Source organism: Thermodesulfobacteriota bacterium, from assembly GCA_040755095.1.
Taxonomy (GTDB): domain Bacteria; phylum Desulfobacterota; class Desulfobulbia; order Desulfobulbales; family JBFMBH01; genus JBFMBH01.
This window is the reverse complement of record JBFMBH010000046.1, coordinates 13,390-27,411: the sequence shown is the minus strand read 5'-3', so window position 1 is coordinate 27,411 and position 14,022 is coordinate 13,390. Positions and strand designations below refer to the sequence as shown.

At 67.6% G+C, this 14,022-nt stretch carries 14 protein-coding genes and 2 tRNA genes; 8 read left to right on the top strand and 8 right to left on the bottom strand.

Annotation, left to right across the window (positions count from 1 at the left end; translation table 11 throughout):
* Positions 1–144 precede the first annotated feature (144 nt).
* The 7 genes from pth to serA all read right to left on the bottom strand — a co-directional run bounded on the left by pth (position 145) and on the right by serA (position 5,534).
* Positions 145–711, bottom strand: a complete 567-nt coding sequence (gene pth / locus AB1634_09015) for an aminoacyl-tRNA hydrolase (protein MEW6219654.1) — start codon at positions 709–711, stop codon at positions 145–147.
* A gap of 102 nt (positions 712–813) precedes the next feature.
* Positions 814–1,389 (bottom strand): 50S ribosomal protein L25, encoded by a 576-nt coding sequence (locus AB1634_09010; protein MEW6219653.1) that lies wholly within the window; start codon positions 1,387–1,389, stop codon positions 814–816.
* A gap of 131 nt (positions 1,390–1,520) precedes the next feature.
* Positions 1,521–2,462: a ribose-phosphate pyrophosphokinase gene (locus AB1634_09005; GenBank protein MEW6219652.1), complete on the bottom strand. Its 942-nt coding sequence runs from the start codon at positions 2,460–2,462 to the stop codon at positions 1,521–1,523.
* 90 nt (positions 2,463–2,552) lie between these two features.
* Positions 2,553–2,627, bottom strand: a tRNA-Gln gene (locus AB1634_09000).
* 43 nt (positions 2,628–2,670) lie between these two features.
* Positions 2,671–3,558, bottom strand: coding sequence for a 4-(cytidine 5'-diphospho)-2-C-methyl-D-erythritol kinase (gene ispE, locus AB1634_08995; GenBank protein ID MEW6219651.1), 888 nt, complete (start codon positions 3,556–3,558; stop codon positions 2,671–2,673).
* Between the two features lie 12 nt (positions 3,559–3,570).
* Positions 3,571–3,912: a DUF1844 domain-containing protein gene (locus AB1634_08990; protein MEW6219650.1), complete on the bottom strand. Its 342-nt coding sequence runs from the start codon at positions 3,910–3,912 to the stop codon at positions 3,571–3,573.
* 41 nt (positions 3,913–3,953) lie between these two features.
* Entirely contained in the window at positions 3,954–5,534 is a 1,581-nt protein-coding gene (gene serA / locus AB1634_08985) for a phosphoglycerate dehydrogenase (protein MEW6219649.1), read from the bottom strand.
* 257 nt (positions 5,535–5,791) lie between these two features.
* Between serA and nth the strand changes: the two genes are divergently transcribed.
* Positions 5,792–6,439, top strand: a complete 648-nt coding sequence (gene nth / locus AB1634_08980) for an endonuclease III (protein MEW6219648.1) — start codon at positions 5,792–5,794, stop codon at positions 6,437–6,439.
* Positions 6,440–6,471: 32 nt separating this feature from the next.
* Here nth and AB1634_08975 read toward each other — a convergent pair whose 3' ends face one another.
* Positions 6,472–6,957: a hypothetical protein gene (locus tag AB1634_08975; GenBank protein MEW6219647.1), complete on the bottom strand. Its 486-nt coding sequence runs from the start codon at positions 6,955–6,957 to the stop codon at positions 6,472–6,474.
* A gap of 108 nt (positions 6,958–7,065) precedes the next feature.
* Here AB1634_08975 and AB1634_08970 point away from each other — a divergent pair, with 108 nt between their 5' ends.
* From AB1634_08970 to AB1634_08940, 7 genes are all read left to right on the top strand, one after another.
* Positions 7,066–8,871 carry a glycosyltransferase family 39 protein gene (locus AB1634_08970; GenBank protein ID MEW6219646.1) on the top strand — a complete coding sequence of 602 codons (1,806 nt, stop codon included), beginning with the start codon at positions 7,066–7,068 and terminating at the stop codon, positions 8,869–8,871.
* A gap of 83 nt (positions 8,872–8,954) precedes the next feature.
* Positions 8,955–10,421, top strand: a complete 1,467-nt coding sequence (gene cysS, locus AB1634_08965; protein MEW6219645.1) for a cysteine--tRNA ligase — start codon at positions 8,955–8,957, stop codon at positions 10,419–10,421.
* 45 nt (positions 10,422–10,466) lie between these two features.
* On the top strand, positions 10,467–11,276 hold the full coding sequence (amrB, locus tag AB1634_08960; GenBank protein ID MEW6219644.1) for an AmmeMemoRadiSam system protein B: 810 nt from the start codon (positions 10,467–10,469) through the stop codon (positions 11,274–11,276).
* A gap of 76 nt (positions 11,277–11,352) precedes the next feature.
* Positions 11,353–11,426 (top strand) — tRNA-Gln (locus AB1634_08955).
* Between the two features lie 410 nt (positions 11,427–11,836).
* A complete protein-coding gene (locus AB1634_08950; protein MEW6219643.1) occupies positions 11,837–12,286 on the top strand; it encodes a prepilin-type N-terminal cleavage/methylation domain-containing protein in 450 nt (149 codons plus the stop codon).
* Positions 12,287–12,386: 100 nt separating this feature from the next.
* Positions 12,387–12,830, top strand: coding sequence for a prepilin-type N-terminal cleavage/methylation domain-containing protein (locus AB1634_08945; protein MEW6219642.1), 444 nt, complete (start codon positions 12,387–12,389; stop codon positions 12,828–12,830).
* Between the two features lie 37 nt (positions 12,831–12,867).
* On the top strand, positions 12,868–14,022 hold a 1,155-nt coding region (locus tag AB1634_08940), incomplete at its 3' end, for a hypothetical protein (protein MEW6219641.1).

Below are 14,022 nucleotides of genomic sequence, written 5' to 3'. Positions count from 1 at the left end.
TCCTTGCAAGATGACCAGAGCGACGTCGTTGCCAGCCCTCGTCCGCCGCCCCTGTTGCCGGGACGGTCGTCGCCGGAATCAACTGTAACATGGAAGGAAGGCCGGCGTAAAGGATAACGCCGCAGGCTCTCGGCTCCGGACGGGCTATTTCTCGGCATTCACCCGGTTGGCCGCCGCCGCCACCCCCCGGCTGATCAGAAGCTCCAGCCCCTCCAGCACCAGGGGGAAGCGGCTGGCCAACACCTCCAGCTCAGCTGGGCCCAGCCGGCCCAGGACATGATCCCGGCCCTCCAGCTCCGCCGGGGGCCGACTGATGCCGATCTTGATCCGCGGGTAGCTGTCGGTGCCCAGGGCGGCAGTGATGGAACGGATGCCATTGTGGCCGCCTGCGCCACCGCGGGCCACCACCTTGACCCGGCCCAGCGGCAGATCCAGATCGTCGTGGATGACCACCAGGTCCGCGGGCTGCAGGCGGAAGTAGCCGGTGATCCCGGCCACGGCCAGGCCGCTGTTGTTCATGAAGGTCTGGGGCTTGACCAGCAGGACCGGCTGGCCGGCGATCCGACCCTCCGCGGTCAGGGCCTGCCAGCGGCTGCTGCGGAAGGTCAGGCCCTGGCCTGCAGCCAGGTGGTCGAGCACCAGAAAGCCGATGTTGTGCCGGGTCTGGGCGTATGCTGGGCCGGGGTTGCCGAGGCCGATGACCAGGAGCACGATGGACCTCCTTGGGACCGGTGGTGCCAACAGCAAGGGGGCCGGCAGGACGCATGGTCCTGGCGGCCCCCTTCAAAGCGCGGGGACAGTAAGCGGCAGGCGCTATTCGGTGCGGCTCGGGGCTGCCACCGACACGCAGAGCGTCTCGGGGTTATCCTTGAGCTCGACCCCGGCCGGCAAGGTCAGCTCCTTGAGGAGGATCTTCCCCCCCAGGTCGAGCCCGGCGACATCCACCTCCACGGCATCCGGCACCGACAAGGGCAGGCCCTCCACGTGCACCCGTTGCACCGCCACCAGCAGACTGCCACCCTGGTCAACCCCGAGGGCCTTGCCGGTATACTGCAGCGGCACGGAATACCGGCGCTTCTCCTGCAGGGAGATCTCGTAAAAATCGGCATGCAGGAGGTCATCCCCCACCGGATCGGTCTGGACCTCCTTGACCATGACATGGTGCTGACTGGCCCCGTCGTCACCGCTGACGTTCAGGGTCAGCACCGCGTTCTGCTCATGGATCCGCAAGAGGGCCCGGGTGAGCTCCTTGGATTCAAAGGACAGGGCAACGGCCTTGGTCCCGGGTCCATACAGCACCGCCGGGGTCCGGCCCTGACGCCGCAGGCTTCGGGCCCCTCCCTTGCCTCTGGTGTGCCGCACCGCGGCATCGAGTGTCTCCTGAAACATCGGCTGCAGCCTCCACTGCTCCCCGTGCGGGGATCAAAGGTCCTTTCCCAGCCGGGCAGCCGCGACCGCCCGGCAAGCATACGCCCAACTTGGGCCGATCCCGGAGCCATGCGAGGCTCCGGCAGATTCCATCAGACGAACAACGAACTCACCGAGTCCTCGGCGTGGATGCGGCGGATCGCCTCGCCAAGAAGGGACGACACCGACAAGACCCGGATCCGCGGGCAGTTGAGAGCCGCACCCCGCAAGGGGATGCTGTTGGTCACCACCAGGGTCTGGATCCGGGAGCGGCTGATCCGCTCAACAGCCGGCCCGGAAAGCACGGCATGGGAACAGCAGGCATGCACCTCGGTGGCACCGGACTGGGCCAGAATGTCGGCAGCGGCGCACAGGGTGCCAGCGGTATCCACCATGTCGTCCACCAGGATCGCCACCTTGCCCTCGACACTGCCGATCACGTGCAGGGCGGTCGACTCGTTGGCCCGCTCCCGCCGCTTGTCGATGATCGCGAGTCCGGCGTCCAGACGCTTGGCGATGGCCCTGGTGCGCTCCACGCCCCCGGCATCCGGCGAGACCATGACCAGATCCCGGGGAAAGGTCTTGCGAATATGCTCCAGGAGCACGGGCGCCGCAAAGAGGTGGTCCACCGGGATCGAGAAGAAGCCCTGGATCTGGCCGGCGTGCAAATCCATGGCCAGCACCCGGCGCACCCCCACCGCCATCAGCATATCCGCGACCACCTTGGCCGTGATGGGCACCCGAGGCGCCACCTTCCGGTCCTGGCGGGCATAGCCGTAATAGGGCATGACCGCGGTGATCCGCCGGGCCGACGCCCGGCGCAGCGCATCCACCATGATGACCAGCTCCATGAGATGCTCATTCACCGGCGGGCAGGTGGGCTGGATGACGAACACATCCGACCCCCGGACATTCTCACCAATCTCGACGAAGGTCTCGCCATCGCTGAAGTGGCGGATGTCCGCCCGGGACAGCGGGATCTTCAGATAGTCGCAGATCTCCTGGGCCATCTCCCGGTTGGCGTTGCCTGGAAAAACCTTCATCCGGTCCAGCATGTTCGTCCTCAACAAGGCGATTCGCACTCCCCCTGACCCGAGTCCGCCAGGGCAGACCGCGAGGGAGAGCCAAACAGGACACCAGCGATCTGGCTGGGGCGGGAGGATTCGAACCTCCGAATGCGGGTTCCAAAGACCCGTGTCTTACCGCTTGACGACGCCCCAGCAGCCATCCTCAACACGACGCCGGCCAGCGGCTCATAAAGGCTTACGACAGGGTGTGGGTCAAGAATACGCCTGGGCCGTGGCGCTGCAGGAGCGAGCTTCTGGCCGCCTGGGCCCGTTGCTCCTCGTCGAACAGCCCAAAAACGGTGGGACCGCTGCCGCTCATGAGGGCGCCAACGGCACCAGCGGTCAGCAGCTCGGTTTTGATCGCAACGATCTCGGGGTAGCGGCCGGCGGTCACTGCCTCGAGGTCGTTGCCCAGGCCGACCCATTCCCCTGGCCCGACCTGAAAAGACAGACCCCCAGCTTGAACGCGGCCTACCATATATGGATTACCCTCCCTTGTCAACGCCAAATTCTCGTAGGCCCAGGCCGTGGAAACGGGGAAGCCCGGGTTGACCAGCACCACCCACCAGGGCCCGGGAGCGGGCCGGGGATCGAGGATCACCCCGGTGCCGGTCGCCAGGGCGGTGGGGGCGGGCAGAAGAAAGAACGGCACGTCAGCGCCGAGCCTAGTCCCCAGGGCCAGCAGGTCGTCCTGGCGCAAAGGCAGCCCGCACAGCTCATTGAGGCCGAGCAGCACCGTGGCGGCGTCGCTTGAGCCGCCTCCCAGCCCAGCGGCGATCGGGATGGTCTTGCTCAGAACAATATCGATTCCCACCCGCAGCCCCGTCCGCTCCAGGAAGGCCACCGCGGCCCGGAACGCGAGGTTGCCCTCATCCGCGGGCAGGGCACTGTCCGGGCAGGTCAGGGTGATCCCGGTGCCGGTCACCGCCAGCTCGACCCTGTCGTGCAGGGCCAGCTTCTGCATCAGGCTGACCAGATCGTGGTAGCCGTCGGGGCGGCGGCGGACGACCCGCAAGAACAGATTGATCTTGGCCGGAGCGGCGAGACAAACCGACGCCGAGGCAGCACCAGGGGGTGCAGGCATCAGGCCCAATCCTTAGCGGCAGGTCTTGACGAAGCGCAGCCGGAGATCGTACAGCACCGTGGCCAGCAGGCTCTCCTCCTCCTGGTCCAGGTTGCCCCGGGTCTTGTCTTGCAGAACCGAAAGGGTGTCGATGGTGTGCTTGGCGAGGGCTGGATCCTTGGCGGTCTTGCCCGTGACCGGGTCCGGCAGCTCGCCCAGAAGATAGAGGGCCGAGGTGTTCAAGGACAGGACCAGGGCGGTGAAGGTCACCTCCGGCAGCACACACTGGCCATCCCGCCACACCCGGCCCTCCGGGCATTCGCACCCATCCGCCCCCCCTTGGCCCTTGTCCGAGCTGGCGTCATCCGGTCTCATCGCCTCCCTCCTCGGAACGCCGTGCGATCAGGGCACGACCGCTAGACCTCGAGCGCCCAGGCGTCGTCGATCTGGGGCAGCTCTCGGACCGTTTGCAGAAGGTCCTTGCCGATCAGGGGATCGGTGGCAAGGAGGATGATGTTGCGCCCCTTCTCGCCCTCCTGTCCCACCGCCATCCGGGAGATGTTCACACCGCCGTTGCCGATGGTGGAGCCCAGGGCACCGATCACCCCTGGCCGATCCCGGTTGTAGACAAAGAGCATGGGGCCGTCGATGTCGGCCTCCAGGCGGAAGGTGTTGAGGCGCACCAGCCGCGGCTCCTTGCGGCCGAACACGGTGCCGGCCAGGACGTTGTCGGAGCCGGCCGCCCGCACCCGCACGGTCAGAAGATTGGTGAAGTCTTCCGACTGGCGGCTTTTTGATTCCACCACCCGGATCCCCCGCTCCTGGGCAATGACCGGCGCGTTGACGTAGTTGACCGCGTCCTGGAGGATGGGGGTGAACAGGCCCTTCAGAAAGGCGACCGTAATGGGCTGGCTGTTGATTTCCGCCAGATCCCCGGTGTACTCAAGGGTCACCTCGGAAACGCTGCCCTGGGCAATCTGCATGTGGAAGGAGCCCAAACGCTCGGCCAGGGCCACATAGGGACCGATGCGGGAGAGCATCTCCGCGCTCACCGAAGGCACATTGACGGCGTTGGTTACGGTGCCCCGGAGCAGGTAGTCGGCCATCTGCTGGGCGATGGCCGTGGCCACGTTCTCCTGGGCCTCGGTGGTGGAGGCGCCCAGGTGGGGGGTACAGATGAAGTTGTCCAGGGCCAGAAGCGGGGTCTCGGCGGTGGTGGGCTCCTTGGCGAAGACGTCCAGGGCCGCGCCGGCGATCTCACCGCCCTGCAGGGCCTCCAGCAGGGCCTCCTCGTCGACGATGCCACCCCGGGCGCAGTCGATGAGCATGGCGTCCTTCTTCATGGCCGCGAAGGCCTCACGGCCGACCAGCTTCTGGGTCTCCTTGGTGAGGGGCACGTGCACCGAGATGTAGTCGGAACGGCGATACAGATCCGCCAGACTCACCAGCTCGATGCCCAGGCGCTCCGCCACGTCCGCCGGGATGTGCGGATCGAAGGCAATGACCTGCATCCTGAGGCCAGCGGCCCGGTTGGCGACAATGGAGCCGATCCGACCGATGCCGATGATGCCCAAGGTCTTGCCGGTGATCTCCCGGCCCATGAACCGCTTCTTCTCCCACTTGCCGGCCTTCATCGAGGCGGTGGCCTGGGGAATGTTCCGGGACAGCGCCATGAGCATGGCGAGGGCATGCTCGGCGGTGGTGGTGGTGTTGCCCTCCGGGGCGTTCATGACCACAATGCCCCGCTGGGTGGCAGCAGCGACGTCGACATTATCAAGGCCAATGCCGGCCCGCCCTACCGCCTTGAGGCTGTCCGCCGCTTCGATGATCTCGGCAGTGACCTTGGTGGCGCTCCGGATGACGAGGCCGTGGTAGTCCTTGATGATCGCCTTCAGCTCGGCTGGCGGCAAACCGGTGCGGACATCCACCGCAAGCCCTGCTTCCCGCATGATCGACACGCCTGCCGGTGCCAGATTGTCGCTGACCAGTACCCTCATGGAAGTTCCTTTGCCCACCGCGAGATGAAAACTGGTGAGGATCCGGGATCGAGGGCGCCGCTCCCGCCGCAGCTGCCCCCGGTGCCCTCCCCGAAGCCCGGCCCCAGGCTGGCCCCGGGGCAAAGAATGGCCTTCGAATATGCTCGCCGGGCCGTTCTTTGTCAAGAACAATTGCCCCCGCCCGGCCGGGCGCGGCAACCGCGTTCCGGCACTTTTTCATTGCCAAGATCGGATTCCCTTCACTACCATGTGGGGCCATGGACAAGACGACTTCGCCCCCCCCTCCCGGCCTGGCCCTGCTCGCGCAGCTCGATGCCCTGTATCCCGAGGCCCGCATCGCCCTCCATTTCGGCTCGCCATTGGAGCTCCTGGTGGCCACCATGCTTTCGGCCCAGTGCACCGACGAGGTGGTCAACCGGGTGACCCCCGCCCTCTTCGCCCGCTACCGCACCGCCGCCGATTTCGCCGCCGCTCCCCAGGCGGAGCTGGAAAAGGCCATCTACTCCACCGGCTTCTTCCGCAACAAGGCCAAGCACCTCCGGGCCAGCTGCCAGCTGCTGGTGGATGCCTTCGGCGGCCAGGTGCCGAAGACCATGGAGGAGATGCTTCGCCTGCCCGGGGTCTCCAGAAAGACCGCCAACATCGTCCTGGCCAATGCCTACGGCGTGGTGGTCGGCATCCCGGTGGATACCCACGTCAAGCGGCTGGCGGGCCGTTTGGGCCTGTCCGCCGCCCGGCAGCCGGAACGGATCGAGGCCGACCTCATGGCCCTGGTGCCCCGGAAGGACTGGGGCCGGGTCTCCTACGCCCTCATCGCCCACGGCCGCGCCCTGTGTCTGGCCAGGAAGCCCCGCTGCGCCCAGTGCCCCCTGGCGCCGACCTGCCCGTCGGCGTTCAAGGTATAGGATGGGGATGCGGCCGCCACCCGCCGTATGCCCTACGGGGTCCTGAACAGATGCGCAAAGTCCGCCGGGCCGTCGTCATCGTCGCCGGCGTCAGCGGGAACCGGCCGGGCCAGCTCCAGGCGACAGCGTTCGGCCAGCCTGGCGTATTCCTTGCGAAACAGGCGGACACCCAGGTTGGGATCCGCGAGGTAGCCCAGGATGTTCTCCTCCACCTGCCGGATCAGCTCGGCCAGCACCGCCGCCCGCTCGCTGGCGGCGACGAACTGCCGGGTCTTGCGGACCACCAGCGACAGCTCGGGGCCCATGGCCGCCCGCACACAGGCGGCGAGATCCGGCTCCTTGCGGACCACCTCCTCCCACACCCCGGCGGGCACCGGGGTCCGCAGCTGGCAGGTCAGGGTTACCTGCCAGCGGTCCCCGGCCAGCGGCCGTGACTGGTCGATCAGCTCCATGACCACCCCGGTCGCAAGCTCCCGCCGCTCCACAACGATGTGGCATGCCTCTCGGCTCTTCTCCATACGCACCTCCTGCCCCCGAGCCCAACGGAATGCCGGCGATCCCGGCCAGGGGAGCGGCAGTATATGAAAGGAACGGCCATACCGCAAGAGGTGGGCACCCGTCGCCCCGTGCTGCTGGCCATCTTTCTGGTGGCGGTGGGGCTCAGGTCCCTGACCCTGGCGCAGAGCGCCGACAACCCCCTCCTCTACAGCCTGGATCTGGACGAGGCCTACTACCTGGACCTGGGCCGCCGCATCGCCGCCGGCGCCTGGTGGGGCGAGGATCGCGCCTTTTTCATGGATCCCCTCTACGGCTACCTCCTGGGGGGGGTCTTCCGCCTGTTGGGCGACAACCTGACCATCGTCCGACTGCTGCAGATCGTTCTCGACGCCAGCAACGTGCTCCTCCTCGCTGCCGTAGGGAACCGGCTGGGCTGGCGGCGCGCCGGGCTCCTCGCCGCCGGCCTCTACGCCCTCTATAAGCCGGCCTTCATCCATCCCTTGTTCCTCCTCAAGACCACCCTGTCGGTGCACGGGCTGCTGGTTTTTCTTCTTCTGGCCTTGAAGACGGTGGCCGAAAACCGGAAGCCGCACTGGCTGGGGCTCGGTATCCTGGCTGGGCTGCTGGCCTTGCTGCGGGCCAACCTCATCCTGGTGCTGCCGCTGACCGTCCTGGCCGGGCTCCTGCTGGAGCGACCGTTGGACCGGCGGCGCCTGGCGGGTCTCGCTCTCCTGGTCGCCGGCTGCCTGGCAGTCCTGGCGGTCTCCGGCGGTCGCAACCTCTGGCAGGGGGGCGAATTCGTGGCCCTCACCACCCAGGGCGGCCGCCTGTTTTTCAGCAGCAACAACGCCAGCAACACCAGCGGCCGCTACGGGGTACCGGCCTTCGCCGGTCTGACCCCGGAGAGGGCGGAGACCGATTTCCAGGAGGAGGCGGAGCGCCGCACCGGCCAGGCCATGACGCCCGGCGAGGTGTCCCGCTACTGGCTGGCCATGGCCCTGCGGGATCTGACCGGCCAGCCTTCGGTGGTGCCGGTCCTCTTGGCAAACAAGCTCCGGCACTCCGTGGCCGATTTCGAGGTGCCAGTCAATCAGTCCTTCGAGGTGGCAGCTCGTTTCGCCGCTGTCCTCCGATGGCCGCTGCCCACCTTCGCCATCGCCTTCGCTGGCGGCGTGCCGGGGCTTTTTCTGGGCTGCCGCCGCCAGCCACGAACCGCCTGGCTGCTGGTCCCGGTGGCGGTTGCCCTGGGCACCAGCCTGCTCTTCTACGCCTCCGGCCAGTTCCGGCTGCCGGCGGTGCCCGCCCTGCTCCTGGGCACCGGCATCAGCCTGGACCTGCTTGCGCACTGGCTCCAGGAGCGGCGCTGGCTGCCGGCGGCGGTTCTGACGGCCGCCGGCCTTGGCCTCCTGGCTTTATCCCTGGGGCTGGGCCGGCCAGCGCCCACCATCTTCGAAGAGATCCTTCTGGCCCGGGGCTACTGGGGCCTGCATGACCTGGACCGGACAAGGACGATTGCCACCCGCGCCAGCGCCACCTATCCGGACCGGGCCGAGATGCCCATCCTCCTCGGTCTCATCGCCCTGGCCGAGGGCGACCCCCAGGCCGCTATCCGCCACAACCAGGAGGCGCTCCGCCGGGATCCCAGGAGCGACACCGCCTGGCACCACCTGGGGGTGGCCCTCCTGGACAACGGCCAACCGGCGGCGGCCTACCCGGCCTTGCAGCAGGCGCTGCACCTCCGGCCAGACGGCAAGAAGCTCTACAACCTGGGCCGGACCCTGGCGGCCCTGGGGCAAGCCCAGGCCGCCGGCGAGGCCTTCCGGCGCTCGTTCGCCCTGCTCCGGGGGGGCGATCCCTTGCGGCCCGAAGTGGAGGCCGCCCTCTTGGCACTTGAAGCCCAGTCGAAAGCACAATATGATACCGGCGGCCAGTGACCTTCCCGGCGGCCATCCCCCGTTGACGCCAGTCTGTCCGGCGGGCTTCCTGGCCCGCAGTCCTCCCCCAACCGGAGCAGTCCATGACCCTCCAGATCTCCAACACCATGAGCGGCCGCAAGGAGCCCCTGGTGCCAGCCGCCGGCAGCCATGTCCGGATGTACGTCTGCGGCATCACCGCCTACGACTACTGCCATATTGGCCATGCCCGCTCCACCCTCGTGTTCGATATGATCTACCGGTACCTGCTCCACAAGGGGTATCAGGTGACGTACGTCCGCAACTTCACCGACATCGACGACAAGATCATCAGGCGGGCCCAGGAGCAGGGGACAACCTGCCAGGAGCTGGCCGGGCGCTTCATGGCCGCCTTCACCGAAGACATGGAGCGGCTGGGGGTGGCGAAGCCCACCCTGGAGCCCCGGGCCACCGAGCACCTGCCGGAGATGATCGCCCTCATCGCGACCCTGGTCCAGCGGGGGCTCGCGTACCAGGCCGGAGGGGACGTCTACTTCGCGGTGGACCGGTTCCCGAGCTATGGGCACCTGGCCGGCCGGGAGCTGGCCCACATGCAAGCCGGGGCCCGGGTGGAGGTCAACGACGCCAAGCGGCATCCCATGGACTTCGTGCTCTGGAAGGCGAGCAAGCCCGGGGAGCCGGTCTGGGACAGCCCCTGGGGGCGAGGACGGCCTGGCTGGCACATCGAGTGCTCCGCCATGAGCCGCAAGTATCTGGGGGACACCTTCGAGGTCCACGGCGGCGGCAAGGATCTCATCTTCCCCCACCACGAGAACGAGATCGCCCAGAGCGAAGGCGCCTCTGGCCAGCCCTTTGTCCGGATCTGGATCCACCACGGCTTCGTCACCATCAAGGACGAGAAGATGTCCAAGTCCCTGGGCAACTTCCTCACCATCCGCGAGGTGCTGGAGCACCACCATCCCGAGGCCTTGCGGCTCTTCGTCCTGTCCACCCACTACCGCAACCCGTTGGACTATTCCGAGGCGGCTCTGGGGCAGGCGGCGGCCAGCCTGGACCGGCTCTACGATTGCCTGCGGGAGGGCGCCTCGCTCCCGGCTGGCGCTGGCAACGGCACGGGCGTTGCCCTGCCCGAGGAGCACGACAAGCTGGCCCGGCTGCCGGCCCTTTTCGACGAGGCCATGGATGACGATTTCAACTCGGCCCGGGCCCTGGGCTTTCTCTTCGACACCGTGAAGACCGTAAACCGGATCCGGCAGGCCCTGGGCCGGAAGGCGGCAGCGGCCGACGTCGCCCTGGTGGTGGAAGGCACTGCTCAGATCCGGCGGCTGGCGAACGTCCTGGGCCTCTTGCGGGAGGACCCGGACGCCTACTTCGCCCTGCGGGAGGAGAAGGCCCTGGCTGCATTGGGCCTCGCGCGGGCAGCGGTGGACGCCCTGGTGCGGGAGCGGTCCGAGGCCCGGGCGACCCGGGACTGGGCCCGGGCCGATGCCATCCGCGAGCGCCTGCAAGCCCTCAGGATCGAGGTCCTGGACCGGCCGGACGGCTCGAGCTGGCGACTTCGCCCCCAGTAAGGCTGGTCAGCCCCGGCCCGGTGCCGGCAGAAGGAGGTGTATCCCATGCGCCGTATGCCTGCGGTCGCCCATCGCTTCTACCCCGGTGAGCCTGAGGCCCTGAGGCGCCAGGTCGAGGAGCTGACCGCGGTACCCCCCGGCACGAAGAAGACCGCCGCCTGCGCCGTGATCGCTCCCCACGCCGGCTACATGTTCTCCGGCCGGGTAGCCGGCGAGGCCTTTGCTCAGGTGGACATCCCCGCCACGGTCCTCATCCTGGGACCCAACCACCACGGGCTCGGCGCACCGGTGGCGGTGATGGCCGAGGGCAGCTGGGAGATGCCCCTGGGCATCGTGCCCCTGGATCGGGAGCTGGCAGCAGCGATCCTGGCCGCCTCGCCCCTGGCTGTCGCCGATCCGGCGGCCCACCAGCGGGAGCATTCCCTGGAGGTGCAGGTACCCTTCCTCCAGCTGTTGCAGCCGGATCTGGCGATCACCCCCGTCGCCCTTGGCCACCTGCCGTTCTCCGCCTGCCGCGAGCTGGGCCTGGCCCTGGCCGCGGCCCTCAAGGCCGTGACCCGGCCGGTGCTCATGGTCGCCAGCACCGACATGAGCCATTACGAGCCCCGCTCCTTGGCCAGCCGGATGGATCATCGCGCCCTGGAGCGGGTGCTCAGCCTGGATCCGGAGGGCCTGTATCGAACGGTGATCGGCGAACGGATCTCCATGTGCGGGATCATCCCCACCACGGTGGTGCTGGTGGCGGCCCGTGAGCTGGGGGCGACCCGGGCCGTCCTGGTGCGCTACACCGACTCCGGCGAGACCACCGGCGACACCACCCAGGTTGTGGGCTACGCCAGTCTGATCCTCAGCTGACCGGGGCCAGTCTGCTGGATTTATGCTTGACGCCGGCCGGCCTTTTGCGTACTTTTTGCCGATCGTCGGCCAGGACTGGGGGATCGTCTAACGGCAGGACAGCAGATTCTGGCTCTGCTTATCGGGGTTCGAATCCCTGTCCCCCAGCCAGCGGATTACGGGCGGTGCCAAGCGCACCGCCCTTTTTTTGTCCGCCGCTGACAAAAAACGTCAGTGGACGGCCCAGGCCGACATCGTACGGCGGCCGTTCCCCGCCGCCCCTCCGGCGGCCACCTCGGACCGCCCCTCCCGCCCGATCCTCCAACCGCCCGAAATCCGAAGGTTCTTGCAGGCGCCTCCTCCTCAGGACGCCGGCAGCAGGCACCTGGCATATGGCTTGCTTCAGACATGCCAGATCTGCTACGCCGACCATGAAGGTGCCGGACAAAAAGCTCTTGCAACAGGAGGTGGGCATTCCCGATAATGGCTTTGTTTGCGGGGCTCCCCGCAGGGGAAAGGGACACGGAAGCAGGGTGGAGGCACCACCATCATCCATCACCACACAGGAAGGAGGTAGACCGATGTTGAAGGCTTTCCGGAAGGCACGCGAAGAAAAGGGCTTCACCCTCATCGAGCTGATGATCGTCGTTGCCATCATCGGCATCCTGGCAGCAGTGGCCATCCCGGCCTATATGACGTACATCCAGAAGTCCCGGGTCACCGCCCTGGTCTATCCGGGCATGCACTCCATCCAGACCAACATGGGCCTCTATTACGCCACCAACCTCGCCATGCCTGCTGCAGCCCAGCTGACCGCCATGGTCGAGGACGCCGACACCACCTTCTTCACCCCGTCCCTGAGCAACGACACCCTCATCCTCACCATCAACGGCCACACCAAGCTGGACAAGCTCGACGGCTATGCCCTGACCGCCGCCCCCAGCACCTCCGGCGGCAAGATCACCAAGTGGGTGCTGACCGGCAACCTGGCCACCAAGCTGGGCCTGGCCGGCGAAACCAGCGCCGACTGATCCTGCCCCCGCCTTCTGGCGTACCGGATCCGCCCCCTGGCAGCCGCCCGGGGGCGGATCGCTCTTTCCGGCCCGCCGCAGCCACCTGGAGAGCCCGGTCATGAAGCATCCCCCCCCCGGAGCCCGGGGCTTCACCCTGGTGGAGCTGATGATCGTCGTCGCCATCATCGGCATCCTGGCCACCGTGGCGGTGCCCATGTATTCGACCTATCTGCAGAAGGCCCGCTTCACCAGCTACATCTGGCCCCACGTCCACGCCATCGAGATCGCCATCGGCCAGTACTATGTGAGCAACCGGGTCCTGCCCGATGCCGGCCAGCTTTCCGATGTGGTGCTGGACGCCGATACCCGCTTCTTCACCCCGCAGCTGGACACCGGGTCTCTCATCGTCACCATCAACGGCCACACCAAGCTGGACCGCCTGCATCGGCTGGCGCTCACCGCCACGCCCCAGACCGCCCCCAACGGCGCCATCGCCAGCTGGAGCATGAGCGGCAACCTGGCCGTCCGCCTCGGCTTGTCCGGGGAAACCCCCAGCGACTGAACAGGACCGCCCACGGTCCTCCCCTTCCTGCTTGCCGATGACCGCCTCTTCTCCGGCCGCTCCTGAAGGTGCGGCTGGTCCATCGTCAAGGCCCTTCTGGGAGCGCCGCCTTGGCCTGCCGCTCTTCGGTCTCCTGGCCCTGGTCGGCCTGAGCTACGCCAATGCCCTGTACTCGCCCCTGGTCCTGGACGACTTCCACTCCTTTGTCGAGGCCCCGGAGCTCTATCTCAAGGATTTCTCGCTGGCCTCCTTCCGGCGCCTGGCCGAGACCTCCTTCGGCTACACCCGTGCCGTCCCGCTGGCGCTCTTCGCCATCGATCACTGGCTGGCCCCGGGGCATGTGGTCCAGTATCACCTCACCAACATTCTGATCCACTTGCTGGCCGCGGCCAGCCTGGCCTGGCTGCTGGCCGAGCTGGGACGAACGCCGGTGGGCCGATCCTGCTGGCGCTTCTTCCCGCCCCGGCTGGTGGTGCTCTTTGCCGTAGGCCTCTGGGCCGCTCATCCGGTGCAGACCAATGCCGTCACCTATCTCGTCCAGCGGATGGCGGCCCTGGCCGGGCTCTTCTATTTCCTGGCCTGCGCCTGCTACCTGGCCATGCGCCGCCAGGAGCGCCGGGGCCGGCGGGCGGCCTGGCTGTTGGCTCTGGCGCTGGCTGCCATCCTCGGCCTGTTGAGCAAGGAGAACATCGCCACCTTGCCGGTGGCCCTGCTTCTTCTGGAGGGGCTGTTCGTCGACCCGACCCTGGCCCAGCGGGTGCAAAGGGCTGTGACTTGGCGCCGTCTGGCCGGCGTCCTGGTCATCGCCGCCCTGCTGCTGCCCCTGGCAGCAGCGCCATGGCAGGCGTTCACCGAGGCCTATGCCCTCAGGCATTTCACCATGGCGGAACGGCTCTTCACCGAGCTGCGGGTGGTGGTGCTCTACCTCAGTCTGCTCGCTCTGCCGCTGCCGGGCCGGATGAACCTCGACCATGACATCGAGGTCTCCCGCTCCCTGCTCCAGCCGCCCACCACCCTGGCAGCGCTCGTCGTGCTGGTGGCCCTGGCCGCCAGCGCCTGGCGGCTCCGGCGGCAGATGCCGGTGGCCAGCTTCGGCATCGCCTGGCTCTTCCTCAACCTGATCATCGAATCCTCGGTCCTGCCATTGGAGCTGGCCTTCGAGCACCGCCTCTATCTGCCGTCGGCCGGCCTG

Bases quoted from the DNA above. Each gene is read 5' to 3' on its own strand.
- AB1634_08975 (MEW6219647.1), bottom strand. From the start codon at position 6,957: ATGGAGAAGAGCCGAGAGGCATGCCACATCGTTGTGGAGCGGCGGGAG.
- ispE (MEW6219651.1), bottom strand. From the start codon at position 3,558: ATGCCTGCACCCCCTGGTGCTGCCTCGGCGTCGGTTTGTCTCGCCGCT.
- nth (MEW6219648.1), top strand. From the start codon at position 5,792: ATGGACAAGACGACTTCGCCCCCCCCTCCCGGCCTGGCCCTGCTCGCG.
- AB1634_09005 (MEW6219652.1), bottom strand. From the start codon at position 2,462: ATGCTGGACCGGATGAAGGTTTTTCCAGGCAACGCCAACCGGGAGATG.
- AB1634_09010 (MEW6219653.1), bottom strand. From the start codon at position 1,389: ATGTTTCAGGAGACACTCGATGCCGCGGTGCGGCACACCAGAGGCAAG.
- amrB (MEW6219644.1), top strand. From the start codon at position 10,467: ATGCGCCGTATGCCTGCGGTCGCCCATCGCTTCTACCCCGGTGAGCCT.
- serA (MEW6219649.1), bottom strand. From the start codon at position 5,534: ATGAGGGTACTGGTCAGCGACAATCTGGCACCGGCAGGCGTGTCGATC.
- AB1634_08990 (MEW6219650.1), bottom strand. From the start codon at position 3,912: ATGAGACCGGATGACGCCAGCTCGGACAAGGGCCAAGGGGGGGCGGAT.
- AB1634_08945 (MEW6219642.1), top strand. From the start codon at position 12,387: ATGAAGCATCCCCCCCCCGGAGCCCGGGGCTTCACCCTGGTGGAGCTG.
- AB1634_08950 (MEW6219643.1), top strand. From the start codon at position 11,837: ATGTTGAAGGCTTTCCGGAAGGCACGCGAAGAAAAGGGCTTCACCCTC.
- cysS (MEW6219645.1), top strand. From the start codon at position 8,955: ATGACCCTCCAGATCTCCAACACCATGAGCGGCCGCAAGGAGCCCCTG.